The organism is Natranaerobius thermophilus JW/NM-WN-LF, from assembly GCF_000020005.1.
Classification (GTDB): domain Bacteria; phylum Bacillota; class Natranaerobiia; order Natranaerobiales; family Natranaerobiaceae; genus Natranaerobius; species Natranaerobius thermophilus.
The window spans coordinates 1,909,016-1,934,308 of record NC_010718.1 but is presented as its reverse complement, the minus strand read 5'-3'; the positions used below and the strand labels follow the sequence as shown (position 1 = coordinate 1,934,308).

General features: G+C 35.3%; 19 protein-coding genes. 13 read left to right on the top strand and 6 right to left on the bottom strand.

The genetic code is table 11. The features are described from left to right. Positions 1-106 precede the first annotated feature (106 nt). The 5 genes from NTHER_RS09360 to NTHER_RS09340 form a co-directional block, all read right to left on the bottom strand. Complete coding sequence (locus tag NTHER_RS09360) at positions 107-1,477, bottom strand: N-acyl-D-amino-acid deacylase family protein (RefSeq protein WP_012448289.1); 1,371 nt, start codon at positions 1,475-1,477, stop codon at positions 107-109. 399 nt (positions 1,478-1,876) lie between these two features. After that, complete coding sequence (locus NTHER_RS09355) at positions 1,877-2,605, bottom strand: aspartate/glutamate racemase family protein (protein ID WP_012448288.1); 729 nt, start codon at positions 2,603-2,605, stop codon at positions 1,877-1,879. A 29-nt stretch (positions 2,606-2,634) separates the two neighbouring features. Next, the gene (gene ilvD, locus NTHER_RS09350; protein ID WP_012448287.1) at positions 2,635-4,278 is read right to left on the bottom strand and encodes a dihydroxy-acid dehydratase; all 1,644 of its coding nucleotides are present in this window, start codon (positions 4,276-4,278) and stop codon (positions 2,635-2,637) included. A gap of 49 nt (positions 4,279-4,327) precedes the next feature. Further along, entirely contained in the window at positions 4,328-6,331 is a 2,004-nt protein-coding gene (locus tag NTHER_RS09345; protein WP_012448286.1) for an oxidoreductase, read from the bottom strand. 352 nt (positions 6,332-6,683) lie between these two features. Further along, positions 6,684-8,036 (bottom strand): sigma-54 interaction domain-containing protein, encoded by a 1,353-nt coding sequence (locus tag NTHER_RS09340; RefSeq protein ID WP_083762764.1) that lies wholly within the window; start codon positions 8,034-8,036, stop codon positions 6,684-6,686. Positions 8,037-8,303: 267 nt separating this feature from the next. On the opposite strand from NTHER_RS09340, the gene NTHER_RS09335 reads away from it, so the two are divergent. The 5 genes from NTHER_RS09335 to NTHER_RS09315 all read left to right on the top strand — a co-directional run bounded on the left by NTHER_RS09335 (position 8,304) and on the right by NTHER_RS09315 (position 13,825). Next, the gene (locus NTHER_RS09335; RefSeq protein WP_012448284.1) at positions 8,304-8,747 is read left to right on the top strand and encodes a hypothetical protein; all 444 of its coding nucleotides are present in this window, start codon (positions 8,304-8,306) and stop codon (positions 8,745-8,747) included. Positions 8,748-8,871: 124 nt separating this feature from the next. Further along, on the top strand, positions 8,872-10,251 hold the full coding sequence (locus tag NTHER_RS09330) for a TldD/PmbA family protein (RefSeq protein ID WP_012448283.1): 1,380 nt from the start codon (positions 8,872-8,874) through the stop codon (positions 10,249-10,251). 1 nt (position 10,252) lies between these two features. Beyond that, entirely contained in the window at positions 10,253-11,539 is a 1,287-nt protein-coding gene (locus tag NTHER_RS09325) for a TldD/PmbA family protein (RefSeq protein WP_012448282.1), read from the top strand. A gap of 303 nt (positions 11,540-11,842) precedes the next feature. Further along, positions 11,843-13,042 carry a pyridoxal phosphate-dependent aminotransferase gene (locus tag NTHER_RS09320; protein WP_012448281.1) on the top strand — a complete coding sequence of 400 codons (1,200 nt, stop codon included), beginning with the start codon at positions 11,843-11,845 and terminating at the stop codon, positions 13,040-13,042. Between the two features lie 18 nt (positions 13,043-13,060). Continuing rightward, positions 13,061-13,825 (top strand): M48 family metallopeptidase, encoded by a 765-nt coding sequence (locus tag NTHER_RS09315; protein ID WP_012448280.1) that lies wholly within the window; start codon positions 13,061-13,063, stop codon positions 13,823-13,825. Between the two features lie 9 nt (positions 13,826-13,834). Here the strand turns inward: NTHER_RS09315 and NTHER_RS09310 are convergent, their stop codons facing one another. Further along, positions 13,835-15,019, bottom strand: a complete 1,185-nt coding sequence (locus NTHER_RS09310; RefSeq protein ID WP_012448279.1) for a DUF1576 domain-containing protein — start codon at positions 15,017-15,019, stop codon at positions 13,835-13,837. A gap of 329 nt (positions 15,020-15,348) precedes the next feature. Here NTHER_RS09310 and NTHER_RS09305 point away from each other — a divergent pair, with 329 nt between their 5' ends. The 8 genes from NTHER_RS09305 (at position 15,349) to nhaC (ending at position 25,159) form a co-directional block, all read left to right on the top strand. Further along, on the top strand, positions 15,349-16,968 hold the full coding sequence (locus NTHER_RS09305; protein WP_274377072.1) for a PAS domain-containing protein: 1,620 nt from the start codon (positions 15,349-15,351) through the stop codon (positions 16,966-16,968). Beyond that, on the top strand, positions 16,947-18,395 hold the full coding sequence (locus NTHER_RS09300; protein WP_012448277.1) for a hybrid sensor histidine kinase/response regulator: 1,449 nt from the start codon (positions 16,947-16,949) through the stop codon (positions 18,393-18,395). The genes NTHER_RS09305 and NTHER_RS09300 overlap by 22 nt, the downstream gene beginning before the upstream one ends. A gap of 46 nt (positions 18,396-18,441) precedes the next feature. Next, positions 18,442-18,813, top strand: a complete 372-nt coding sequence (locus NTHER_RS09295) for a thioesterase family protein (protein WP_012448276.1) — start codon at positions 18,442-18,444, stop codon at positions 18,811-18,813. A 285-nt stretch (positions 18,814-19,098) separates the two neighbouring features. Then, entirely contained in the window at positions 19,099-20,517 is a 1,419-nt protein-coding gene (locus tag NTHER_RS15250) for an aminopeptidase (RefSeq protein ID WP_012448275.1), read from the top strand. 58 nt (positions 20,518-20,575) lie between these two features. Continuing rightward, the gene (locus NTHER_RS09285; protein WP_012448274.1) at positions 20,576-21,823 is read left to right on the top strand and encodes an MFS transporter; all 1,248 of its coding nucleotides are present in this window, start codon (positions 20,576-20,578) and stop codon (positions 21,821-21,823) included. Between the two features lie 73 nt (positions 21,824-21,896). Next, positions 21,897-22,340, top strand: a complete 444-nt coding sequence (locus NTHER_RS09280) for a YaiI/YqxD family protein (protein WP_012448273.1) — start codon at positions 21,897-21,899, stop codon at positions 22,338-22,340. A 97-nt stretch (positions 22,341-22,437) separates the two neighbouring features. Continuing rightward, the gene (gene ychF / locus NTHER_RS09275) at positions 22,438-23,529 is read left to right on the top strand and encodes a redox-regulated ATPase YchF (protein ID WP_012448272.1); all 1,092 of its coding nucleotides are present in this window, start codon (positions 22,438-22,440) and stop codon (positions 23,527-23,529) included. Positions 23,530-23,767: 238 nt separating this feature from the next. Beyond that, a complete protein-coding gene (nhaC, locus tag NTHER_RS09270) occupies positions 23,768-25,159 on the top strand; it encodes a Na+/H+ antiporter NhaC (protein WP_012448271.1) in 1,392 nt (463 codons plus the stop codon). Positions 25,160-25,293 lie beyond the last annotated feature (134 nt).

The window sequence follows — 25,293 nt, the reverse complement described above, 5'->3', positions numbered from 1 at the left end:
GAATATGTGCTTCTTGAAAGATTCCACATTAACTGTTAGACCCCATATAAAAGGCCTGAGAGGGTTAATTGTTAATTAACTTCTCAGGCTTTTATAATTAAGTAAGTTATAGTAAAGTAACTCCCGGATAATCTCCTGTCAATTCACCATTAAATACTACTGGTTTTCCTTGTACTAATACGTATTCAATTCCAACAGGTGGTTTGACAGGCTCTTGGTATGTGGCTTTGTCAGTTATTTTATCAAAATCGAAAATGGTTATGTCGGCGATAAAACCTTCTTTTAAACGCCCTCGATCTTTTAAGCCAATCCTATTAGCAGGAACAAGTGTCATTTTGCTTATGGCATCTTGCAGGGACAATCGCTTATCTTCCCGAACATATTTACGAAGGACTCGAGGGAAAGTACTACTTGCCCGGGGATGTCCTTTGCCCTGTTGTAATAATCCGTCACTAGCAATCATGGTTAAAGGATGCTCTATTGCTTTACTTACTTCTTCTTCATCCATTACAAAAGCTATTGCCAAAGTATCAGGGTCATTGTTTCTTAAGTGATTAAACAATTTGTGATCACATGTAGTACCAGCATAAGGCCCGTTGCCGATTACTATAGAATCGTAATCTTTATTCCATCTTTCAAAACATCCTGAATCGAAAACGGCACTGCCAATCATGGTACTAAAAGCATCATAAGGGTATACATCTGCCATGATATCGATATTATTTTTCCTGGCCTCAGAAATCATCCGTAATGATTCTTCCATGTATCCAAAAGCCGAACAACTTCCTATATGAGATATTTGTAGTTTAACACCTGTTTCTCTAGCAACTATTATCATTTCAGCTATAGCTTCCAAAGATCTTGAGGCATCAAAACGGTAATGTATTGCCACCATCTTATCGGGATATTCTGAAACAATTTTGCTTAAATAAATAATTTCTTCTAAGGATGTTCCTGGAGCATATTCCAAACCAAACGCAAGTCCTATAGCCCCATCTTTAAGCTCTTTTCGCAGCATTTGACCCATGGATTTTAATTGGGAGTTAGAGGAAGGAGCGTAACAATCATGGTTTCCTACCGCCTCTCGTAATCGAACATTTCCTACAAATCCCAAATAATTGGTTGGTGCACCCTGTTTGTTAATTATGTTGTAATACTTTGAAATATTTAAATCTCCTAAACCGCAATTACCACCAATTGAAGTAGTAACTCCCATTCTGGCCATATGTTTGAATATTTCGTATTTTATTGATTTGACCTCATTCCATTCTACACAGTCTTCTGGCAGATCTTCATGCATGTGGATATCAATGAATCCCGGTGAAATATACTTATCTGTTGCATCAATATAATTGGTGCCTGTTAATTTAGTATTACTGATTGTCATTATGCGTCCATTTTCGATACCAACATTAGCTTTGTAACAACCATGGACCGGATCTACAATTGTACCATTTTTAATAACTATTTCGTACATCCTTGGCTCCCTCCAGTGTAATGTGTAATTATTAACTTTATTTCAATGTTTGAAATTTAAAGTTTATTAAATTATATCATAAAAACAAATCATACTCTTTAATCCATCAATTGAAAATTTTACAGTATTAACAACTTAATATAACAACGAATTTTTATAATATAAGCTGTGTTAAAGTTGAATGTTGATAGTTGAACTCTTCGATTTCAAATCAAATGTTTAGCAAATAACATCCTGTTATTTGACTTTAATTCTACTGTTGGATCGTTAAGATGTAATATCAACCTTACACAAAATTCGTTCAATCGAAGAATTCAACTATCAACAATGGAGTATAAAAGAGCTATAATATAAAGTAAAAGGCCTCCAAAAAAATGGAGGCCTTATTCTAAACATGCTTTATAGATAACCTTGATATTCTTTTTTAACAACGGCTGTAAATACGTGATCTATCATTGTGATGAAATCAAAAACAGGTAAGCCAGTAGCTTCTTGAACTGCTTTACCGTAAGGTGGTAGCATGCTGCACTCAATTAATATAGCCTGAACATCGGGATTTTCTTCTAATAGGTCTTCTACTGCAGAGATGACTTCTTGTTCAACGGCTTCAGTGTCAAGAATTCCCGTTTCTTCAACTCCAAATTTACGGAAGTTTTCTTTATCTTCAAGACCTTTCAGTGCTACTGACGAGCTATCGACATTGACAGCATCAAAGAAAGTCTCATCTAAGCTGCTAGCAACTGCACTTATAATACCTACTTTACTATTTTTTCCTATAATACTGGAGATGAAGGGAACCTGTAATAGACTTGATAAGAAGACAGGCACATCCAGGGCTTCTGCTACTTCTTTTTGAAATAGGGCAAAAAATCCGCAGTCAGCTGTTATCGCACGAACCCCTTGTTGTTCTAGTTCTTTAGCAGCTTTGATTAAGGAATCCAAAGCACTCTTGTCTTTGTTCAACAATCTGTCAAAAGTTAATCCTTCTACTAACTTGAATTTGACCGGATAATCATAGGTTGTGGCATTTCCTACGTCTCCAGGAATGAAAGGTGCATGAAAATCAAGTAATAAGATTCCAATCGGTTCACCATAACTTTTTTGTCCTTCTCTTGCTTTGTAGATCATTTGCAATCCTCCTTTAAAATATTTGTTTTTTATAATGTCATACCTGCTCCTTCTTCAGCAGATCTGCACATCTTGGAGTATAGTCGCATCATTCCTTGTTTTACTTTCGGTTCTGGTTGTTGCCAGTTAGCTCCTCGTCGTTTCATTTCTTCTTCACTGATGTCAATAGTAAGGGTAGCTTCTTTAATATCTACTGAGATGATATCACCATCTTCTACCAAGGCCAGAGGGCCGCCTTCAAAAGCTTCAGGGGTTATATGGCCTACTATGGGGCCGCGGTTAAATCCGGAAAATCTACCGTCTGTCACAAGTCCGACACTATCGTCGAGCCCATGAGCTACTAGAGCATCGGTACTCAACATTATTTCTTTCATTCCTGGGGCACCTTTCGGTCCCTCGTACCGAATAACCATAACATCTCCTGGTTGAATTTTGCCTTCTTTAATGGCCTTAGCACCGTCCTGATCTCTATGAAATACCCTGGCTCGGCCCGAAAACTTCTTCATGCTTTCAGGGACAGAAGAAGATCTGATAATAGCACTGTTAGGTGCTAGATTACCTCTTAAGATAGTTAGACCACCATCTGAAGTGATAGGATTGTCCATAGATCTAATGACATCGGGATTTTTATTGCTTGCTTTATTGATGATTTCTTGTAATGTTTCTCCGGTAATAGCTTTTGAATCTAAATAGAGTAAAGATTGTAGTTCTTTTAACATAGCGGGCACACCACCGGCGTTATGAAAATCTACTATTGTATAATCGCCTGATGGTTTTACACCACAAACACAAGGTACATTTCGGCCAATTCTATCAAAATCATCAACCGTTAATTCTACTCCTGCTTCTCTTGCAAGGGCAATTAAATGCAGGATGACATTAGTAGAACCACCCATGGCAATATCTGTTGTTACTGCATTTAAAAAGGTTTCTCTTGTTAAAACATTACTTGGCTTTAAATCTTCCTTGACCATATCTACTATTCTTTTTCCTGCTAGGCGTGAAGCCCTCTGTTTGTCAGCATAAACAGCAGGGATTGTTGAGACACCGGGTAATGTTAAACCTAGTACTTCCATCATAATTTGCATACTATTTGCCGTTCCCATGGTGGAACAAGCTCCAGGGCACATACAAGCAACATTTTCAATCTCTTTGACCCGTTCACTTTCCGCATCTTTACCCATAGTCATAACACCTACATCGCAGGGCAGAATTTCCTCTCCTTGGTATTCACCGACCAGCATAGAACCTCCGGTTAAAATGATAGAGGGGATGTTCATTCTAATAGCTCCTAGAGCAACACCGGGGATAATATTATCACAGCTTGCCAGTAATATAAGCCCATCAAACTGATGTACAGTTGAAACATACTCGACAGCCTGGGCGACTACATCTCTGCCTGCAAGTTCAAATTTTAATTCTTCTTCACCTACGATCATATCTCCACATGTAGAGGGAGCTCCAAACTCAAAGGGAACGCCCCCTGCAGCCCAAACTCCTTGTTTGATTACTTCGGATAATTGTTTGAGATGGGCGTGTCCAGGAGCACCTTCGTTGTAAGTGTTTACTATCCCAATATGCGGTTTGGTTTTGATATCATCATCACCGAATCCACAACCTTTGAGCATAGCTCGTCTCATAATCGCATCAGTACCGACAAACTTTTCGTTCATATTACTACCTCCCATCTTAGATTTTTATTAATTGTAATAGAGTTTTGGTTTATAAAGTTCTAGCCACTTCATACCCTTCCCAAATTCCATACATGATGTTTTGGACAGTTCTTGCATCTCCAATTAAGTGTGTTTTAGGGTGAATATCTTTAAGTTCTTCATAAAGTTTTGTATCAGACTCGTAACCGATTGCCAGTAGGACTGTATCTGCATTTAAATTTTGCTTTTTAAATTCTTTATTAATTGTCACAATTTCATTCTCTTGTACTTCTAATAGGCTAGTGTCAGTTTTAACTTCAATACCTTCATGTTTTATCATATCTTTTAGCATCATTTCATTAGCATGAGAGACGAATACAGCTCCCATTAATTCCTCTATCATTTCTACGATGGTAATTTGTTTATTTTGTTGAGCCAACCATATAGCGATTTCGCAACCTACAAGCCCTCCACCAATAATGGCTACGTTTTTGCCAACTTTATCTGGATTCATTAAAGCATCACAGGCTGTGAGGACATGGTCTTGATCGATACCTTGAATTGGTGGAATTTTTTCCTTTGCACCAGTAGCTAATATTATTTCATCAGGATTAATTTCTTTTACAAGTTGGCTGTCTACTTCAGTTCCTAAATTTAGTTCTACATCATTCTCTTTTAGTTCTTGTCCGTACCATCTCAATAGCTCTCGTTCATCTTTTTTAAACTCTGGGACAGAGGCTTCAACCACATGTCCACCTAGAGAGTTATTCTTCTCGTAAAGAGAAACTTTATGTCCGCGTATTGCAGCAACTCTAGCAGCTTCCATTCCTGCTATTCCACCGCCAACAACCATGACATCTTTTTGTTTCAATGGCGGATGAAGTTTGTATTCTTCTTCTCTTCCACAAGCAGGGTTGACAGCACATGAGATCACTTTACCGCTTTCCAATCTTCCCATACATCCGTCATGGCAACCGAGGCAGGGTCTGATTTTATCGGTTTCACCTGATTTAACTTTATTGGGCCAATCCGGATCAGCCAAGAGACCTCGACCGAGTAAAGCCATATCGGTTTTTTCGCTAGTGACAGCTTCGGCAGCTACTTCGGGATTGTCCATTCTACCTGCTGTTAAAACAGGAACATCTATTACTTCTTTGAGCTGTTTTGTATAAGGTAGATAACAACCGTGTTCAATATAGGTAGGGGGATGGGCCCAATACAGAGCTTCATAAGAACCTAAATCCGCATTAAATCCGTCATAACCCGCTTCTTCTAGAATTTTGGCAGCTTCTAGACCTTCTTCCAAATCTCTTCCGTGTTCTTGATAATCTTCTCCCGGCAAACCACCTTGATGTGGTGCTTTAATGCAGCTTTTAACACCATATCTTAAAATGACAGGAAAATCCTGGCCTACTTCTGATTTAATAGCTTGTAAGATTTCGATGGGTAGCTGCAAGCGTCCCCGTAAATCGCCGCCGTATTTATCAGTTCTTTTGTTGAAAGCCTTTAAAGTAAATTGATCGAGTAAATATCCTTCGTGCATAGCGTGAACTTCTACACCGTCATAACCTGCAGAAGCTGCAACTTTAGCCGCTTCTGCCATTTTTTCTACCATATATTCTACTTCGTTGGTTGTTAATTCACGACAAGTGACATCTGGCTCCCAAAAATGTGGGATGGCCGAAGGCGCTACAGGATGACTATCGACAAAATCTAGAAACAAAGATCTTCCAAATCCCATTGTCAGCTGTAAGAAGATTTTGGAGCCGTGGGCATGGACTCTTTCTATCATTTCACTGGAATTGAGAGCAAAGGCCACGGGATTTGTGGAGATGTTTTGGAAAATTCCCAGTTTGGTTTGTTCTATTTCATTTTCTACTTCTACTCCACCAGTTATGATTAGTCCGGCTCCACCTCGAGCTCTTTCCACATAGTACTCTGCAGCTCTTTTATCAAAACAGTTGTGAGGGGTTATCATTCCCGAGGCAGCCATAGGAGACATCCCAATTCGGTTTTTGATTTTGGTTTTTCCAATTTTCATTGGTTCGAAAAGACTAGCGTACTTGTTGTTCATACTTGACTCCTCCTTTCGCATTTTGGATAAATTAGAATTAGTTTTATAAATTTGTAAAATTGGAATGCTGAGTGGAAATCAAAATTTAGCTTTTTAATTTCACTTATACAAGTGCAAATTCTGTGCCAATATTAAACCAAGAAATAGGAGTGTAAAAAAATCTAATAAACAATTGAGTTAAGGCCTCTAGAATGCCTTGTGAGTAAAATTTCAAAAAAGATAATTAAAGCTATATCGATAGTTATCATCCTCAACGTGGGTGTAAAAAAAATGTACAACTGTCAAGGGGATTGACAGTTGTACATATGAAGTCAATCATTTAAAATATTGCATCACAAATTGTTCATTTGTTCTATAGCTCAATATTGTATTTTTTGATTTTATTATAAACAGATTGTCTCGGAACTTCTAGTAATTTAGCAGCTTGAGTAATATTGTTTTTTGATTCCTTGAGTGCTTTTTTTATCAAGTTTTTCTCCAAGGTTTCCTGATTCTTTTTTAACGATAATTCATTGTGAGAGAGAAAGTTCTCATTGATTCGGTCTTGAATGTTACTATCGCATTGGTTTTTAGAATTTTCGGCACAGGATCTTGCTTTTTTACTGATATAACTGGGCATGTCTTTTAACTGTATGATAGTACCTTCCACACTGTTAAAGGCGCCTTCTATGCAGTTCTTTAACTCTCTAATATTACCGGGCCAATCATAGTCCATAAAGATGTGTCTAACTTGACTATCTATTCCGTCAACATGTTCTCCGAAAGTAGCGTTAAAATCTTTAATAAAAAAATCATATAGGTATTCTATATCATCTTTTCGTTCCCTTAAAGGAGGAATTTCGACATTGACTACACTAAGTCTGTAAAATAAATCCTCTCTAAGTTTATTAGTTCTTAGCAAATAATCGGGAGCTTCATTTGTAGAGGCAATTATCCTGACATCTGTTTCATATTCGGTTTTGCCCCCAATTCTACGAACCTTGCCATCTTCTAGAACCCTTAATAGTTTTGATTGAAGTGTTAAGGGCATAGAATTGATTTCATCCAAATATATTGTCCCACCGTTTGCCAGTTCAAATAAACCCTTTTTATCTGTGGAGCCAGTAAAACTACCTGCAGTGGTACCAAAAATCAAACTTTCCATCAAAGATTCTGGAATAGCAGCACAGTTCTGAGATATAAAAGGCTTATTAGCTCGATTACTGGCATTGTGTATTGCGTGAACAAATAGCTCTTTACCTGTTCCGGTTTCACCATAGATAAATATATTAGAATTATTCCTGGAAACCTTTTTTAATTTGTTAATAATATTTAAAATTCCTTCATTTTGAGTAATTATATCGTCAAAGGTGTACTTGGCACCGAGCCTCTGTCTTTTTGGCTTGGTGTAGTTTGATCCCGAAGTACTGTTAATAGTGTTGATATTGTTTGATAAAAAAACCACTCCGAGGATTCCGTCTTTATTTTTGAGAGGGAAGGCCGTATTTATTGAATTGACATTTGTCCCATCACTGAGTTCCATAACTTGAGGTTGATTAATAATGGCTTGTCCAGTTCTTAAAACCGTTAAAGCTGTACTAGTCTTCTCAGTCAACCATGGATAAACTTCTAATAAATGCTTTCCCACTACATCTTCTGTTCCTAATTTATTATGAATATCGTTATAATTATTATAATAAAGTATTTTTCCATATCTATCTAAGATACAAATTAAATCTGTTTCTTTAAAGGCCTTTTTAATATGATGCAGATTTTTAGAATGAATGATAACTACCCCTCCTCATATACAGGTTGACTGTCAAAAATATTGACAACTTTATTATATCACAGGAGTATAAAGTGTTAAACTTAACAAGCTATATTAAATTTGAATTTTGATAGCTATAAAATTTTTAATTTTACTTAAAAAGGAAACAATAAAACCTAAACATCAGCGATCGAAAGTGATTTATGTATAGCTAGGAGGATATAAATGAATGACCGAATGGTAGTAGCAGTATATACTGGAAGCCTTTCAGCGCTAGCCGCCAATTTGTTTCTGTACATAATAAATTCATTAATTGCTGTACCCAGAATAAATATGCCACAGCTTACAGTTCAATTAATGTTTGAACAGCCTGATTTAACAAATATTTTTGTGATAATTTTGGGTATTGTTTGGAGTATGATAATAGGAGGAGTGTATACTTTTATATATCTAATAGTTTTAGACTTTACTGGTTGGAATAATTTGTTATTAAAATCCATTGCTGTAATAACTGGTCTTTGGTTGTTAGGGGCAGGTACAATCATGAAACTTTTTAATATTTTACCTGAAGCAAGGGCTGAACCTCTAGCTGTAGCTGCTTTTTTTATTGCTCATCTATTTTTTGCATTTGTATTAAAATATTTAATCCAAGAATTTATGAAAAGTTAATAACATGTTAGATTAAACGCAGCACGCCTAAAAACAAAACATCTAATTGATGTTAAAAAAGGATTTTTACTATAATTACAGAAATTTTATATATTGGATGATTTTTGATTGGAGGGATATTGACATGAAATTGGAGTATTTAAAGACCTTTAAGAATTATCTAGATGAACATGCGGAGCTTCGATTACAACAAAACACATCAGTTTCTTTAGTACTGGTTAATGGAAACTTAGTCAGAAACCAAAAAAACACTTCTAGTGGTATATCTTCTAGGGTATATAATCAAGGTTATTTTGGATTTGCTTCTAGTCCTAAAACAGATGAAAAAACAGTTAAGGATATCATTAAAAGATCAAAGACTAACGCTAGTTTGCTAGCCAAGTTAGAAAACTCCAATAAAGCACAATTATCTGGAGAAAGTTTTGAAGTCATCAAAGACTTTTCTACTGACAAAACTAGAGTATCAAGAAAAGACATGCTGGAATTTTTGAAAGATTTACATGAATATACAGCAAAAAACTATCCAGACATTAAATCAGACACTTTTGTTATCAATAATTTAGATATGGAAAAAAACCTGTTAACTTCTTTCGGAGCTTCTGGTCACACAATGATTCCGCGATCGTTGTTGATAATCAGCCTTTCTGTTGAAAAAGATGGTAACACGTATGATACTTACGACGTTTTTGGTGGATTAGGCCAATATGAAGACTATTTTGATAATCCTGAAGATTTTTACGAAAAGATTGATGAAGTATATCGTAAAGTTAAGGAGAAATCAGAAGGTGTCTATCCTGAAGCTGGCTATAAAGATGTGATTCTCGATTCTAAACTAGCTGGTATTTTAGCTCACGAAGCCATTGGGCATACGACGGAAGCCGATATGGTGAAAAGTGGTTCTGTTGCCAAGGATTATCTTAATGAAAAAGTTGCCAGTGATATCGTGAATTTAGCTGATTTTGCTTATGAGTACAATAATGAAGTTTGTCCCATGCCTGTGTACATAGATGATGAAGGAACGAGACCTGAAGATGCCTTCATTATCGAAAATGGGATTTTAAAGAGGTATATGAATAATAAAGATTTGTCTATAGATTTAAATGAGCAGCCAACTGGTAATGCCAGGGCCTATGGTTACTCAGATGAACCCTTAGTTAGAATGAGAAATACGGCTATCTTACCTGGTTCAGATAGACTAGAGGATATGATTGCATCTATTGATGATGGATATTATTTAGTCAAGCCGAGTAATGGACAGGCTGACTCTACAAGTGAATTTATGTTTGGTGTACCAAATGGTTATGAGATTAAAAATGGCAAACTGGGAAGAGCCATTAAAGATACAACAATTTCAGGCATTGCTTTTGATGTCCTTAAAACAGTTACCATGATTTCAGATGAAATGACATGGTCAAATGCTGGGATGTGTGGAAAAAAACAAGTGATACCAGTTGGAATGGGCGGACCTGCTATAAAGTGTAAAATTAATATAGGAGGTAGGTAATATGGAACTATTAAATAAATGTTTGACTAATTTAAAAGAAAAGGGTGCCGATAAATCTGAAGTATATTTAACAAAAGAAATTAAACAAGAGATGAATATCCACTCCGGTGAGATTAAGCTTTTGAGGACCTTAGAAGAATATAATCTTGAAATGAGCGCTATCATTGATGATAAAAAAGATACAATTAAATTGAGTGAGATAGATGATCAATCTATCGAAGAAGCTGCCAGTGAAGTAATCGAAAATGCCAAGAATTCTCAGCCCGATGAAGCTAATGATATTTCTGAAAATGCACTACAAAAAGAATTTCAAGATGACAAAACTGATGTTGATATAGAGCTGATGCATGAAAGGTTACATAATTTTATCCAGAAAGTTGACCAGGAGTTCCCTGATGTGATTATTGAAGAAGCTATTCTAGTATATAATGATAGATATGATTATTATTCCAATTCTAATGGTGTAAATTTGACATCGAATTCAGACAATTATTCGTTCTTTGTCATGTTTTTTGCTAAAAAAGAGCAAAAGACCTCTTCTTTTAATTATACATTCACATGTACAAAAGATTTGGATAAAGAAATACTCGAGCTAGGGTCTCTGTCTTATTTGTTAGAACAATCCATTGAACATTTAGAACCAAAAAACCTTGAAAACAAAAAAATCACGGGTGATGTGATTATTACTCCTGATTGTATGAACGAATTGCTATCTTTCGTGCTTGCTCACTTGCAAAACCATTATTTGATTTCAGGGATTTCAAAGTTCCAGGACAGGATTGATGAAAAAGTTATTGACGATAAATTTACATTGAGAACCGAACCTGACTCTGGAGTATTGGCCGACAAAAACTATTTTGGTAAAGATGGTATAGTAAATGAAAATGACTACATTTTTGAAAATGGAGTACTGAAAAACTATTTGCTAGATTTATACGGTTCAAAGAAAACAGGTTTTGATAGAGGTCCTTCTACAGGAGTTAACTTGGTTATGGAAAATGGGGAAAGAAGTTTTGAGGAAATGATTGAATCTGTAGATCAGGGTATTGTTTTATCGAGATTTTCAGGTGGCGCTCCTGCACCAAATGGAGATTTTTCGGGTGTGGCAAAGAATAGTTATTATATTGAAGACGGGAAAATTAAATATCCAATTAAAGAGACAATGGTTTCCGGAAATCTTTTCGATATGTTACAGAATATCAAGGGAATTTCCAAGGAAAGGATTAACAATGGCGAGTCTTTACTGCCTTATGTTCAATTCCAGAATGTTACCATTTCATCTAAATAGATTTTGTATTGTCAATTGGGCTGTGATAAAGTTGAATATTGATAGTGTAAATTAATTTCAAATTAAAAAATAAAAGTAAAAAAGTCGTAAACAATAATCACCCCCTGTTCCTTTAGAATAGGGGGTGATTTGTGATTACACTTATTCAAATAAAATATCTGCTAAATCCTTTCCATCAAGGCCTTGTTTATTTCTAAGTATGTTCATATTATACATTATCGAAAGCAGGGTTACTAGAACTACTTTAATATGGTACAATATCAGTTATTATATATACTATTAGATTTAGGAGGTAATAAAAATATGCTATCTGATAAAGCAAAACAAATAACTCCTTCACCAACTTTAAGTATTAATGCAAAGGCAAAGGAGCTTAAGAACCAAGGTATTAATGTAATTAGTTTCAGTCAGGGTGAACCGGATTTTAATACTCCTGATCATATAAAAAAAGCTGCTATCACAGCGATTGAGGATAATTTCACCCGTTATACACCGGCTAGTGGAATGATAGAATTAAAACAGGCAATTTCTGAAAAATTTCTTAGAGACAATGATTTAAGTTATGACCCAAATCAAATAATTATTTCTAATGGTGCTAAACATGCCTTGTTAAACGTTATGACTGCAATTTTGAACATTGGTGATGAGGTTTTAATACCAACACCCTATTGGGTAAGTTATCCTGAACTTGTAAAACTTGTTGACGGGTGTCCCGTTCCAGTTAAAGCTAGTGCTAGCAATAATTTTAAAGTCACTCCAGAGGATCTAAAAAAATACTTGAGTTCAAAAACTCGTGCAATAATTATAAATACACCTACAAACCCGACTGGTCAGATTTATTCTCAAAAAGAATTAGAAAAGATAGGTGAATTTGCCTTAAATAATGGTTTGTATATTATATCGGATGAAGTTTATGAATATATGTCTTATAACGGTCAACAACACATCAGTATTGCTTCACTTAGTGAAGAACTTAAACAACAAACAGTTGTTTTGAATGGCGTTTCAAAAAGTTATGCTATGACTGGTTGGAGAATAGGGTACTCAGCTGCTCCGAAAGAACTGGCTCATGGGATGAGTGCAATTCAAAGTCATGGGACATCTAATCCATCTTCCATTTCTCAAAAGGGAGCCCTAGCAGCTATACGGGGACCTCAAAACTGTGTCAATGAAATGGTTGCCCAACTTGATGAACGTAGAAAGTTCATGTATGAAAGATTATCTCAAATTCCTGGATTCCAGGCTTTAGAACCAGTAGGGTCATTTTATTTATTTGCTAGTGTACGAGAATTGATTGGAAAAAGTTTAGATGAAAAAATTATTAGGGATAGCCACGATTTTGCAGAACTGTTACTTGACAAGGAAAGTGTTACAGTAGTACCGGGTAATGGCTTCGGTTCTCCTGATCATATAAGAATGACTTTTGCCATGCCGATTGAAGAGATATCCCTAGGTTTGGACAGGATTGAGGAATTTATTACAAAATTCAAACTTGCAGCTTAAGGAGAGAAGAGAGAAATAATGGTTATAAGTTTTGAGTATGGTGGGGAAGCTATACAGATTTATATTTTTAAAAGAAACAGAACTAGTTTAGAGATTCAAGTGGAAACCTCGGGTAATGTAAGAGTTCTTGCTCCTAAAGGTGTTTCTGAGAGTCAAATTAGAAAAATAGTTTGGAACAGAGCGGACTGGATCATAGAGCGAGTAAAATATTTTCAAGAGCTAAGGCGATATACCAATAAGCAATTTGTATCGGGTGAGACCTTTTATTATTTAGGTAGGGCCTACAAATTAAAGATTGTAAGTGTAAATTCAATTAAAAAACAGGGGAACAAATTTAGTTCCCCTGATATTCCAATTATAGGCTTGGAATCACATCAAAATGTGTCAATACGCAATGGTTATCTTTGTGTTGTGTCTTGTGATAATGATAGTAATTCAATTCGAACAACTCTATTAAACTGGTACTGGGAACAAACTTTAAACCAGGTGAAACAGCGAGTTAGATATTATCAGCCTTATATTAAATACCGTCCTTCTGGAATTAAAGTCAGAGATCAAAAAAGGCTGTGGGCTAGTTGTACTTCTAAAAATTATCTTCATTTTAATTGGCGTTGTTCCATGGCTCCTGAAGCGGTTTTAGATTACTTAGTAGTTCATGAGATGAGTCATTTGATTCACAAAAATCATTCTTCACAATTTTGGAAGTATGTTGGCAATATTCTTCCTGATTATAAGTGGAGGCGGCAATGGTTAAAAAATCACGGCTTGAAATTAGACTTTTAAATCAATCTATTATTCAAAGTCATTCTGGTAATTTTTAATAACACCGATCATCATAGTTGCTACTATACCACCAGCAAAACCGTTGTTATAAAGGTTAAGTCCACCGTGCAAATATCCTGTGTTCATAACCATTGACATGTGCAAAAACCCTGCTAACATTCCAAGGAGTGGACCAAGAGTCCCAGAGATGGGAGCTAGTGTGGTAGCGAATAATACTCCTAAGACTGGTCCGGGTTCTGTCGGATTCCACTGGAATAAGTATAAAGATAGATAAGCTCCTAACATTAATGGGAGCATATTTTTTATATGCTTTCCAAAGGCTCCGAAGCCAACTATGGTAAATATTCCAGTTAAGGCACCACCATTCAGTTCTCCACCAATTAGTAATACATAACTCATTCCCAAAAATCCTACAACTCCCATATTTATCAAAGAAGAACCTAATCCCTTATGAGTGACCGTATCTGTAACTAAGGCGCCACTCAACTCATGAATTTCAATGTAATTTTTGAGTTTACCTCTTGTTAAAAATAAACCGAGAATAATCATAGATCCTAAATAAACCATCAAAAATGGAAAGACAATGTCATTATAGCCTTCGCCCCAGTATGTGACTAGTTCTTTTGCATTTCCAATACCCCTGAAAATTCCAGTGAAAAGAGTTCCGATAAAACCTGCAGTAAAGCCAATATTATAGAGATTCAACCCCTGATGGGTTGCTAAGAGATGTCCTGCTAAGGGCGGAACTATAAATCCTGCTATCACACCTCCAATGATTCCTCCGGTGACACCTAAATCTGAAGTAATTGAAATACTAGAAACCAAAGGAGCTAAAGCAGTTCCAAATAAAGCATTTAAAATATAGTTATTTAACCCTTCTTTTTGAGTTAAAGAGTATAAATAGACACCCAAAAACACGGGCCAAATATTTATTATATTTTTTCCCAAAAATGAAAATCCCGCCATTGTAAAAATAGCTGCAATAATTGGTCCTTTTACTTTAACTTTAGAAACTTTGGTCAGTAAAATCCCTATCAAACCTACAAGCCCAGCATTAACCATTGCAGCTCCTAAACCACCAACTACAAAGTAATCAGTAATTAAAACAGAAGGGGCTTTAACTATTTCGTACAAATCAACTAACAAACTGTGTTCAAAACCGACTATAAATCCCATAATTATAAAGGCTAGCATATAAAGTGATAGAATTACTGCCGAAACATCTTCTTTAATTATTCCAAGAACTTTGATTTTAATTCCCTCCCCTATGTGATTTTAAATACAAGCGATTTAAGCATAAGCTATTTTAGCATAAATTTGCCCTGTTTTTCCCTTATTCAAAATAGTAAGTTATTTTAAACAATTAAAAACAAATACTTTTATAAAAAAATATGGAAAATTTATCAAAAATAGGAGGAGTTATCAATAGAAATGTTGAAATTTTCATATAAAGAATCTCAATATCGTTATATACGATTATATATAATTAAACTTAAAGCTTATCAAAGCAAGGGGGGGTTGTTATTCCTGAGGTAACAGAAGAAGAGGAACATTATAGTAAAAGTGAGTTACTTGGGGAGTATGAAACCGTTTTTGAGCACTCATATGATGCTATATTTTTTGTGAGTGTAGAGAAAAATGGAACTTTTTGTTACTTAAAAAACAATAAGAAGCATCAAAATTTAACTGGAATATCTTTAGAGGAACTTCGAGGAAAAACTCCTTATCAACTTTTTGAAAAAGAACAGGCAGACTATATAGTAAGTAAGTTTTTAACATGTTGTCAGCTTAAAGATACAATTAACTTCCAAGAGAGTTTAGAATTCCCCACAGGTAAGGGTACTTTTCAGACAATCTTATCGCCAATATTAAAAGACGGAGAAGTAGTTAGAATTGTGGGAATTGGACGTGACATTACAAATCAAAGACAAAGTCAGGAAGGTTTATGGTCCAGTGAGAAAAAACTCAGTACATACCTTGATAAAGCACCTATTGGAGTATTTATTATCAATAGTCTAGGGAATTTTATTGAAATAAATCAAAAAATTTGTACAATGACGGGATATTCAAAGAAAGATTTACTGGAACTATCTCTTATAGATATTACGACATCAGATAATTATAATTTTAATACAAAAGTATTTAACAATCTAATTAATGATGGTCAAGTAGATGAATTTTTTGAAATTAACCATAAAAATGGAAATAAATTATGGTTACATTTTCAGGCTTCCAAAATTGATAATGACCAATATATCTGCTTTGTTGGTGATATCACAAAATTAAAAGAATCAGAAAAGAGCTTGAAGAAAACTCGTAAAATCTTTAATCATTTCCTGGATGCTATTGAAGATGGGTTTTGGTATTGGGATATACAGACTGGAGAATTTTTTTTAAGTGACAATTTTTATTCTATGTTGGGATACGAGCCCAATGAATTGAAATTAAACTATAATGACTGGCATAAGTTAATCCATCCTGATGATTTAGAATCGGTAAAGAAAGAGATTTCACAGAAACTTCTAAGGGAAAAAGAAGGGGCTAATATTGAATTTCGAGCAAAAACAAAATCGGGTAGCTATAAGTGGATTAATGGTAAAGGAAATGTAGTAGAGTTTGATAATAATAGAGTCCCTATAAAAGCAGCAGGTATTCAGATTGATATTAATGCAAGAAAAGAATACGAGGAATTATACAAATCAATTGTAAATGCAGCCAAAACAGTTTCCTTGATAGTTACTGATCTTAATGGGATTATCAGAGAGTTCAGTCCCGGAGCTGAAGCTATCTTTGGTTATACAAGGGATGAAATGATTGGTAAGCATGTTAGAAAAATAATAGTGTCTTCTGATTTAAAGAAAATTCCAGACTTTTTAAACAAATTAAAGCGGGAACGAGAAGGATTTACCTTTGAAACTGAACGGATAAGAAAATCCGGTGAAAGATTTCCTGTTCGCCTGACACTGCAACCTTTATTCGATAATGAAGGTAATTTTCATGGTACTTTGGCAATCATTGTAGACATTTCAGATTTAAAAGAAACGGAGAAAAGACTTCGAAAGAGTGAGCAGCGCTTTATACTCTTATTTCTCAAACTCCAGCAGTTATTTATTCATTTAAATTGGTTGATAATAGACCAATAGCAACTTATGTAAGCCAAAATATTAAAAATATTCTCGGTTATGATCCCGACAAATTTTTGGGAAAAATGGACTATTTTTGGAAAAAATTAATCCACCCCGAAGACATAGACAATATAAAAATAGTAGGTCAGATCGGTGAAGAAATTATTAATGAATATAGAGTGAAAGATCGTAGAGGTGAATATCATTGGATTTACTCTCAACATAAAATTATGGAAAATGATGAATGTGGGTTAGAGGCAATCGGATCTTTTTGGGACATTACCGAGCGCAAACAGGCTGAAGAACAACAGCGGATGATAGATAAAATTGACACAACTGCATTAATGGCAGGTGGGATTGCCCATGACTTTAACAATATCCTTACTATCTGTAAAGGGAATGTATCTTTAGCTAAATTTTATTTAAAATCATTAGGAGACAAACCTTTAAAAACAATCAAGTTGTTAGAAGATGCCGAACAAAGCTTTGATCAGGCGGGATATTTAACTCATCAACTATTGACATTGTCTAAAGGTGATTCACCTGTATTAAAAGCAACCAGTCTAAAAAATTTATTGACTGAGTCGGTTTATTTTGCATTAAGAGGATCAAAAGTAGACTGTCAATGGGAAATAGAAGAGAATTTATATCCTGTGGAAGTTGACGAAGGACAAATAAATCAAGTAATCAATAACCTAGTTATCAATGCTATTCAATCTATGCCTGAAGGAGGCACCTTAACTGTCAGAGCACAGAATATTACTTTCCATGGACAGAATCCCAAGATTCCCTTAGAAAAAGGAGCTTATGTTAAAGTATCATTTGCAGATCAGGGGTGCGGGATATCAGATGAAGTTATTGAAAAAATATTTGATCCATATTTTTCAACTAAGAAACATGGTCGTGGTTTAGGCTTGGCTACTAGTTTTTCAATAATAAATAAGCATGGAGGTTACATAACTGTAGATTCGAAAGAAGGAGTAGGAACAACTTTTCATATTTATTTACGAGCTTCTACTAAAAAGATGGTTAAAGAGGAAAGCAATATCCCCAAGGAGATTTATAATAGTATGCAAACAAATAAAAAAGTTCTCATAATGGATGATAAAGATAAAGTACGGCGGGTTTTTTACGAATTACTAACATCTATGGGATTTGATGTAACATGTACACGAAATGGGGAAGAAGCTGTAAACATATATAAGCAAGCAAATAAATCATTTGATATTGTCTTTTTGGACCTGACAGTTCCTGGTGGCATGGGTGGTAAGGAAACTATTAAAAAACTTAAGGCCATGGACCCAAGTGTAACTGCAATAGCCGCTAGTGGTTACAGTGAAGATCCGATACATTTAAATTATTCAGATTATGGTTTTGCGGCCGCCATAACCAAACCCTTCAGTATGGCAGAATTACATAAAGTATTACATTCAGTGATATGTTAAAATTGAATTTGATAAACTATCTTAACATAAGGAGTGATAGACAGTTATGCAAGTCGGTGACAGAAATGAAATAGTCAAGGAAGTAAGTAAAGAATTTTCAGCCAAGGAATTTGGAAGTGGTTCGGTAGATGTTTTAGCCACACCTGCCATGATAGCCTTTATGGAGGAAGCTGCTTTAAAGCTTGTAGATTCTCAACTAGATGAAGACAGGGCTACGGTGGGTTCTTTAGTAAATGTTAAACACTTGGCGCCTACTCCTGTGGGAGATAAAGTTAAGGTTAATGCCGTTCTCAAAGAAGTTGATGGTAAAAGATTGGTTTTTGAAGTAACTGCTCATGACAGCAACAATAAAATCGGGGAAGGTGAGCATGAGCGTTTTATCATTAATCTATCCAAATTCATGAATAAACTGAGCTAAAATGAATAGCTAAAAGCTAAAACAAATATATGGAAATAAATACATTTACCTGCATTTCCTGTAAGAGAGGAAGTGCAGGTTTTTTTATTTTTTCTTGAGTCATCTGATATGTCAGCTTTTAGTCATAGTGATATTTTCACAGAACATTCTTATGGTGACAATATCACAGAACAATTACATCAATGTAACTCAATGATTGATTTTTTTAAATTCAATATATTATAATTAATTTGACGCCTAAAAAAATTTAGGCTAAACAAGTTTCAGGTTTTAGGGGGAATAAAATTGAAAGACTATCAGCTATTAAACAATCCAGAAGCAATTAAAGCATTAGGTCATCCCCTTCGAATGAAAATAATTGATTTACTAACTCAAAAAAAGGCTTCAGTTGGACAGATTTCTCAGGAACTTGATCTGGCTCATGCTAAAGCTTTTTACCATGTAAAAGAACTCAAAAAGCTAGGTTTGATAGAACTAGTAGATACCAGAATGATTCAAGGTATTCAGGAAAAATATTATCAAGCCGTTGCGCAAACTTTTTTCTTAGGGCAATCCTTGGGTCAGGGTCCCTCTGAAAGCATTGACAATGCTAGTCAGGCAGTTCAAGGAAGTTTAAGAGAATGGCGGAGAAGGCAGATATTAAACGTTGATTTAGAAAATCTGGCTCAGAAGGTTATAACAGACGTATTGGCACTTAAACCCGGGGAAAAAGTACTTTTTAGTGGTGAAGCGGAAGTGATGGATTTTTGTCACGCTATGACTGTGAGTTGCCGTAAAGCAGGAGGAGAAGGAATGGTCCATAATATTGATTTAGAAACATTTGCAACCATGATATCTGAAACACCATTGGAAATATTGAAGGAAACCCCACCTTTAACCGAAGCTTTATACCGAGAGTTAGATTACTGGGTTGTTTTTGTACCTTTAATACCAGAAGATTATTTGAAAGAAGTATCCTTAGAGAAAATAGAAACTTTAAAAAAAGTAGATGCTCAATTACATTATAAATATTGTACCGATTTAAAAACCGTCTTTGTCGCTTATCCTTTACCACAGCTTTCGCATCGTTATTTAGTAGATTATCAAGTTTTATATGATGCCTTTTGGAAAGGCATGAACGTCAGTAGGCAAAGAATAAAAAATGAAGCTAAAAATATTGAAGAAATTTTAAAAACTGGAAAAACATACTCAATTTGGAATGAACTAGGTACACATTTACAATTTAAACTTAAAGCTGATTCACAACCAGCTTTAGATAGCGAGTTATTTCAGGATAAAAAAAATGGCGGTGAAATAACCTTACCTGAAGGTGTTATCTTTTCATTTCTTGATGAAGAAACAGTATCTGGTCAGATTGTAGTGCCGCGTAAAGAGTTTCGGGGAAAGCTAATTTATAATCTTAAAATATTTATTGAGAGCGGTCATGTAACAGCCATTGAAGATTCGTCTTCTTGTCCTGAAGGTTTACTACAATACTTAAAAGAAATGCCTGATTTAAAAAAGGTGACCGCTTTAGGCATTGGTGTTAATCCAGAAATACAAGGTGATGAGTTACCAGAAAACTTATTACTTAGAAGTCCAGGGCAATTCCAGGTTATTTTAGGAGATAACTCCAGACTTGGAGGGACAGCCAGGGCATCCACCTGGTTGTCTATGCCTATTGGTAGAGTGGAAATAGAACAAACAGACGGATCCTTCGCATAATCCGTTCAATTGAAATTTTACAGTATCAACAACGAAATTTAACATCGCCTAAATAAAAATGAAAGGTGTTGAGCCTGTGAAAGGTTTAGGTGGCTATAGCTGGGTACTTGAGAACAGGTTGTTTTACTGGTTTTGGTTGGCTAAGGCCATAAGTTCATTGGGAGCAGTATTTTTTAGACTGACAATTTTAATTACTATTACAGAAATGACCGATTCGGCCATGGCATTAGGTTTGGTTTTAGGTGTTCAGGCACTGCCCTCCTTATTTATGTCTCCTCTAGCCGGAGTATTGGTAGATCGCTTAAACAAAAAAATAGTTTTAATAGTTCTCGATATCTTAAGAGCATCTTTAATGCTTTTGGCAATTTTCATAGTAAATGATCTGATACCTGTGATAATAATAGTTGCCATAATGGGTGTATGTACAACAGTTAGACAGGCGACAGATATGGCAATACTTCCGGCTTTGGTTGAACAAAAAGATTATATGGCAGCTACAGGTCTGTTACGTGGAACATTACAAATTATGCAGTTAGTTGGCCCAGGGATAGCCGGTATACTTATAGATATATTTGGACTGCAAACTGTTTTTGGTGTTAACTCTCTGGCATTTCTTTTTTCTGGTTTGTTTTTATTGTTTTTGCCTATATTTTTAGAGCAGGATTCTCGGGAAACATTTAATTTGAAAAAAGAAATAACAGAAGGTCTAGTAGCTATTAAGGGTTCTCGAGTTTTGATTAGTATGTTGGCTTTATACTGCGCTGTCAGTATCTTTGCCGGAGGAACAGGAGTACTAATGGTAGATTATATTCAAAATATCCTACAGGCAAGTCCCTATCAACTAGGAGTCGTACAAAGCGTCTTGGCTTTAGGAGCTATTTTAGCTAATCTGGTAGCTGGTTACTTCGGTAATCAGGCTCCGCGGTTTCATTTGCTGTTGGGAGCAACTTTTGGAATTGGTATTGTTAATTTAATTTTCTTTACTGATCCAGGTATGATTATTTTAGGAATCTGGGCTTTTATTATAGGAGCTTGTGATGGTATGAATGAAGCGCCGTTCTATAGTCTCATTATTGATTATTCGCCAGATGAAGTAAGAGGTCGTATCATGAGTTTTGTCAATGCTTTAATACGACTAACAGCTATTATCAGTTTAGGATTAGCAGGAATATTTGCAGGATGGTTTGGATCAGCCAATGTTATCGGGGCAAGTGGTATAATTCTATTATTACTTGGAATGGTTATTTTAATGGGTGATGGACGAAAAGTACTATCTAGGAAGGATGAACAGTTAGATTCTAGATGAACAGTTTGAACAGTTATATTCTAAAGGAAAAGATAGGGGGGTGCAAATCCTGAAAAAATTTTTCAGGTAGATTATGAAAATTTTAGTAGATGCAGATAGTTGTCCTGTGAAAGATATAGTATTTCAAGTAGCTCGCGAGTATTCGGTCAAAGTGGTTGTGGTAAAAGATCTCTCCCATGAAATTGATAGTAATTATGCCGAAGTTATTACTGCTGACCAGGGAAGAGATTCTGTAGATCTGATTATTGTTAACAATACGGACAAAGGAGATATTGTTATAACTCAAGATTACGGCCTGGCAAGTTTAGCATTGACCAAACAAGCAATTGTTCTTCATCCCAACGGATGGAAATTTACGGAGGAAAATATTGATGGCTTACTACTCAACAGACATATCAACCAACAGATTCGTCAACGAAATGGCAGACACACAAAAACACCTAAACGAAAGTCAAAGGATGATAACAACTTTAAAAACTTATTAAAAGAGATAATAGTTCAGATGAAGAGTTCATGATATGGTGTTTTAAAAAAAATTTAAGAAATAATTGTCAAGATAGCCGAGCTCGGGTATAATATGTAACCGTGTGTATACTTGTAAGGAGGTAGAAATTATGCAAATAGGTATTGTAGGACTTCCCAATGTAGGAAAATCGACTCTCTTTAATGCAATTACTCAAGCAGGTGCTGATTCGGCTAATTTTCCCTTTTGCACCATTGATCCGAATATAGGAGTTGTTGATGTACCCGATGGACGGCTTGAAAAATTAACAGAACTTGTTAATCCTAAAAAGACCACTCCTACGGCAATTGAATTCGTCGATATTGCGGGGCTGGTAAAAGGCGCAAGTAAAGGAGAGGGTTTAGGAAATCAATTTCTGTCTAATATCCGTGAAGTGGATGCCATTGTCCACGTAGTGAGATGTTTTGAATCCCAGGACATAACTCATGTTGATGGTTCTATAGATCCCATTAGGGATATTGAAACTATAAACCTAGAATTAGTTTTTTCCGATTTAGAATTGGTTGAAAGGCGAATAGAAAAAACGGAGAAATTAATGAAATCTGGCGGTAAAGAGTATCAAAAAGAACACAATCTATTAAAACGTTTACAAGAAACTTTAAGTGAAGGACGTTCTGCAAGAAGTTTGACTTTTACTAACGAAGAAAAAGAAATTTTGAAATCCATGCCTTTATTATCGACAAAACCAATTTTATACGTTGCCAATGTAGGAGAAGAAGATTTGATTGGAGATTCCAATGATTTAGTAAAACAAGTAGAGGAATATGCTCGGGAAGAAGGTTCGGAAGTAATCAAAGTTTGTGCTAGTATTGAATCAGAGATAGCAGAACTAGATGATGATGAAAAAGACGAATTCTTGAATGAAATTGGCCTTGAAGAGCCAGGTTTAAATAGAGTTATTAAAGCTGGGTATAAATTGTTGGGTTTGATAACGTTTTTTACAGCGGGAGAAAAAGAAGTGAGAGCTTGGACGGTGAAAGAAGGGGCCACAGCACCACAGGCTGCTGGAAAAATCCATAGTGATTTAGAACGAGGATTTATTAGAGCAGAAGTTATAACTTTTGATGATATTCTAAAATACGAAAGCTATGCAAAAGCAAGAGAAAATGGTGTCTTAAGACTAGAGGGTAAAGACTATATAGTCAAGGACGGAGATGTGACCCACTTTAGGTTTAATGTATAGTTTTTCACCTTGATTAAAAACAGATTAGTTACTGTTCATTAGAAGGGGGATTACCCCTTCTTTTTTTATTTTAATCTCAAAAATCTTAAACTAATTAAAATAAAATATTTGGGATAGATTTATAAAAGATTAGATTAACTGTTGACGACATCATTATAGTTATATATCATGTACTGTATAATATTTAATCATTTAATACATAACAGTGTTAAAATGTTTGATAGAAGGAGGTTTCAATATGAATAAGGAGCATGGGAGGTCCCCGTCATTTTTAGAAGCTCTTATCGGTCTAATTTTAATAATTACAGTGATAGTGGGAACTATTAGAATCGAACTTGTTTTAGAGACGCCACTGGTATTAGGTTCAGTTACAGCAGCTTTATTTGGCTTGTATTTGGGTTATAGTTGGGACAGTATTCAGGAAGGCATGATAGATGGTATTAGAAACGGATTGATTGCCTGTTTAATTTTAATCATAGTCGGGATGGTAGTCGGGACTTGGATTCTTGGAGGCACAATTCAAACCTTAATTTACTATGGTTTACAGTTCTTATCACCGACGATTTTTTTGCCGGCAACGTTTTTATTATGTGCTATCACTTCTCTATTTATAGGAAGTTCCTTTGGAACTATTGCAACTATGGGATTGGTTCTTTTAGGAGTAGGTGGAGGACTTGGTATCCCAGCGGGAATGACTGCAGGTGCCATCGCATCTGGCGCAATTTTTGGTGATAAAATGAGTCCATTATCGGATTCAACGAATTTAGCATCAGCAATGACTGGAGCAAATCTATTTGATCATATTGGGTCAATGTTGTGGGTGACAGCTCCTGCCACAATTATTTCCTTGATCCTATATACTATTATTGGTCTGGGTCAAAGTGGAGGAGCAGTAGACTTACAGGAAGTAAATACGATTTTGGAAACTTTACAATCCAATTTTAATATTACACTTTTAACTTTAATTCCACCTGTGTTAGTATTGATACTTTCAATTAAAAAAGTACCAGCTCTAGCTACTCTTATGATCAGCTTTTTCGCTGGTTCTTTAATAGCGGTGATTACCCAGGGAGCAAGTTTGAGTTCTATCATTACAGTCTCTGCTTCAGGTTATGAAGCAAGTACAGGAGTAGAATTTGTAGATGAATTATTAACCCATGGTGGCATTAATATGATGATGGGTACCGTAGCTATGATTTTGGCAGGAACTGCCATGGGCGGTATATTAGAACGGTGTGGTGTTTTAAAAGTATTACTCAATGGAATGCTTCAATATGTAAAAACACCCAGGGGATTAATTTTATCAACACTGGCTTCGGCTTATATTATGTTACTTGCATCAGCGGAAATGATGGTATCGATTATTGTACCTGGAAGAACTTTTCAGCCTGCTTATAATGATATGAATGTGGAATTGAGTGTCTTGTCAAGAACCCTGGAAAGTGCAGCTACTTTAGGATGTATAGCCCTACCTTGGGGAGTTGCATCTGTTTATTTACAAGGAGTATTAGATGTGGGTTTTGAGTTTATTCCCTATACCTTTATAAGCTTTTTAGCACCCGTCATTGTCATAATTTATGCAGTCACTAATACAGGTTTTGGTCATGGTAAGAAACTGGAGAGACATTAATCTTAAATCTAAAACGAGAATAGATCCTTGATAGAATTACACAATTCTGAGTCTATTTATCTGTAGAGATAAGACTTGGAATTGTGTTTTTTTTATTTTATCCATAACAGTTATGCTTAAAATATTTATTTTTG

What these genes read in the sequence shown, in the direction of transcription:
- NTHER_RS09360 (WP_012448289.1), bottom strand. Translation starts at nt 1,477, where the DNA reads ATGTACGAAATAGTTATTAAAAATGGTACAATTGTAGATCCGGTCCAT.
- NTHER_RS09355 (WP_012448288.1), bottom strand. Translation starts at nt 2,605, where the DNA reads ATGATCTACAAAGCAAGAGAAGGACAAAAAAGTTATGGTGAACCGATT.
- ilvD (WP_012448287.1), bottom strand. Translation starts at nt 4,278, where the DNA reads ATGAACGAAAAGTTTGTCGGTACTGATGCGATTATGAGACGAGCTATG.
- NTHER_RS09345 (WP_012448286.1), bottom strand. Translation starts at nt 6,331, where the DNA reads ATGAACAACAAGTACGCTAGTCTTTTCGAACCAATGAAAATTGGAAAA.
- NTHER_RS09335 (WP_012448284.1), top strand. Translation starts at nt 8,304, where the DNA reads ATGAATGACCGAATGGTAGTAGCAGTATATACTGGAAGCCTTTCAGCG.
- NTHER_RS09330 (WP_012448283.1), top strand. Translation starts at nt 8,872, where the DNA reads ATGAAATTGGAGTATTTAAAGACCTTTAAGAATTATCTAGATGAACAT.
- NTHER_RS09325 (WP_012448282.1), top strand. Translation starts at nt 10,253, where the DNA reads ATGGAACTATTAAATAAATGTTTGACTAATTTAAAAGAAAAGGGTGCC.
- NTHER_RS09320 (WP_012448281.1), top strand. Translation starts at nt 11,843, where the DNA reads ATGCTATCTGATAAAGCAAAACAAATAACTCCTTCACCAACTTTAAGT.
- NTHER_RS09315 (WP_012448280.1), top strand. Translation starts at nt 13,061, where the DNA reads ATGGTTATAAGTTTTGAGTATGGTGGGGAAGCTATACAGATTTATATT.
- NTHER_RS09310 (WP_012448279.1), bottom strand. Translation starts at nt 15,019, where the DNA reads ATGCTAGCCTTTATAATTATGGGATTTATAGTCGGTTTTGAACACAGT.
- NTHER_RS09295 (WP_012448276.1), top strand. Translation starts at nt 18,442, where the DNA reads ATGCAAGTCGGTGACAGAAATGAAATAGTCAAGGAAGTAAGTAAAGAA.
- NTHER_RS09285 (WP_012448274.1), top strand. Translation starts at nt 20,576, where the DNA reads ATGAAAGGTGTTGAGCCTGTGAAAGGTTTAGGTGGCTATAGCTGGGTA.
- NTHER_RS09280 (WP_012448273.1), top strand. Translation starts at nt 21,897, where the DNA reads ATGAAAATTTTAGTAGATGCAGATAGTTGTCCTGTGAAAGATATAGTA.
- ychF (WP_012448272.1), top strand. Translation starts at nt 22,438, where the DNA reads ATGCAAATAGGTATTGTAGGACTTCCCAATGTAGGAAAATCGACTCTC.
- nhaC (WP_012448271.1), top strand. Translation starts at nt 23,768, where the DNA reads ATGAATAAGGAGCATGGGAGGTCCCCGTCATTTTTAGAAGCTCTTATC.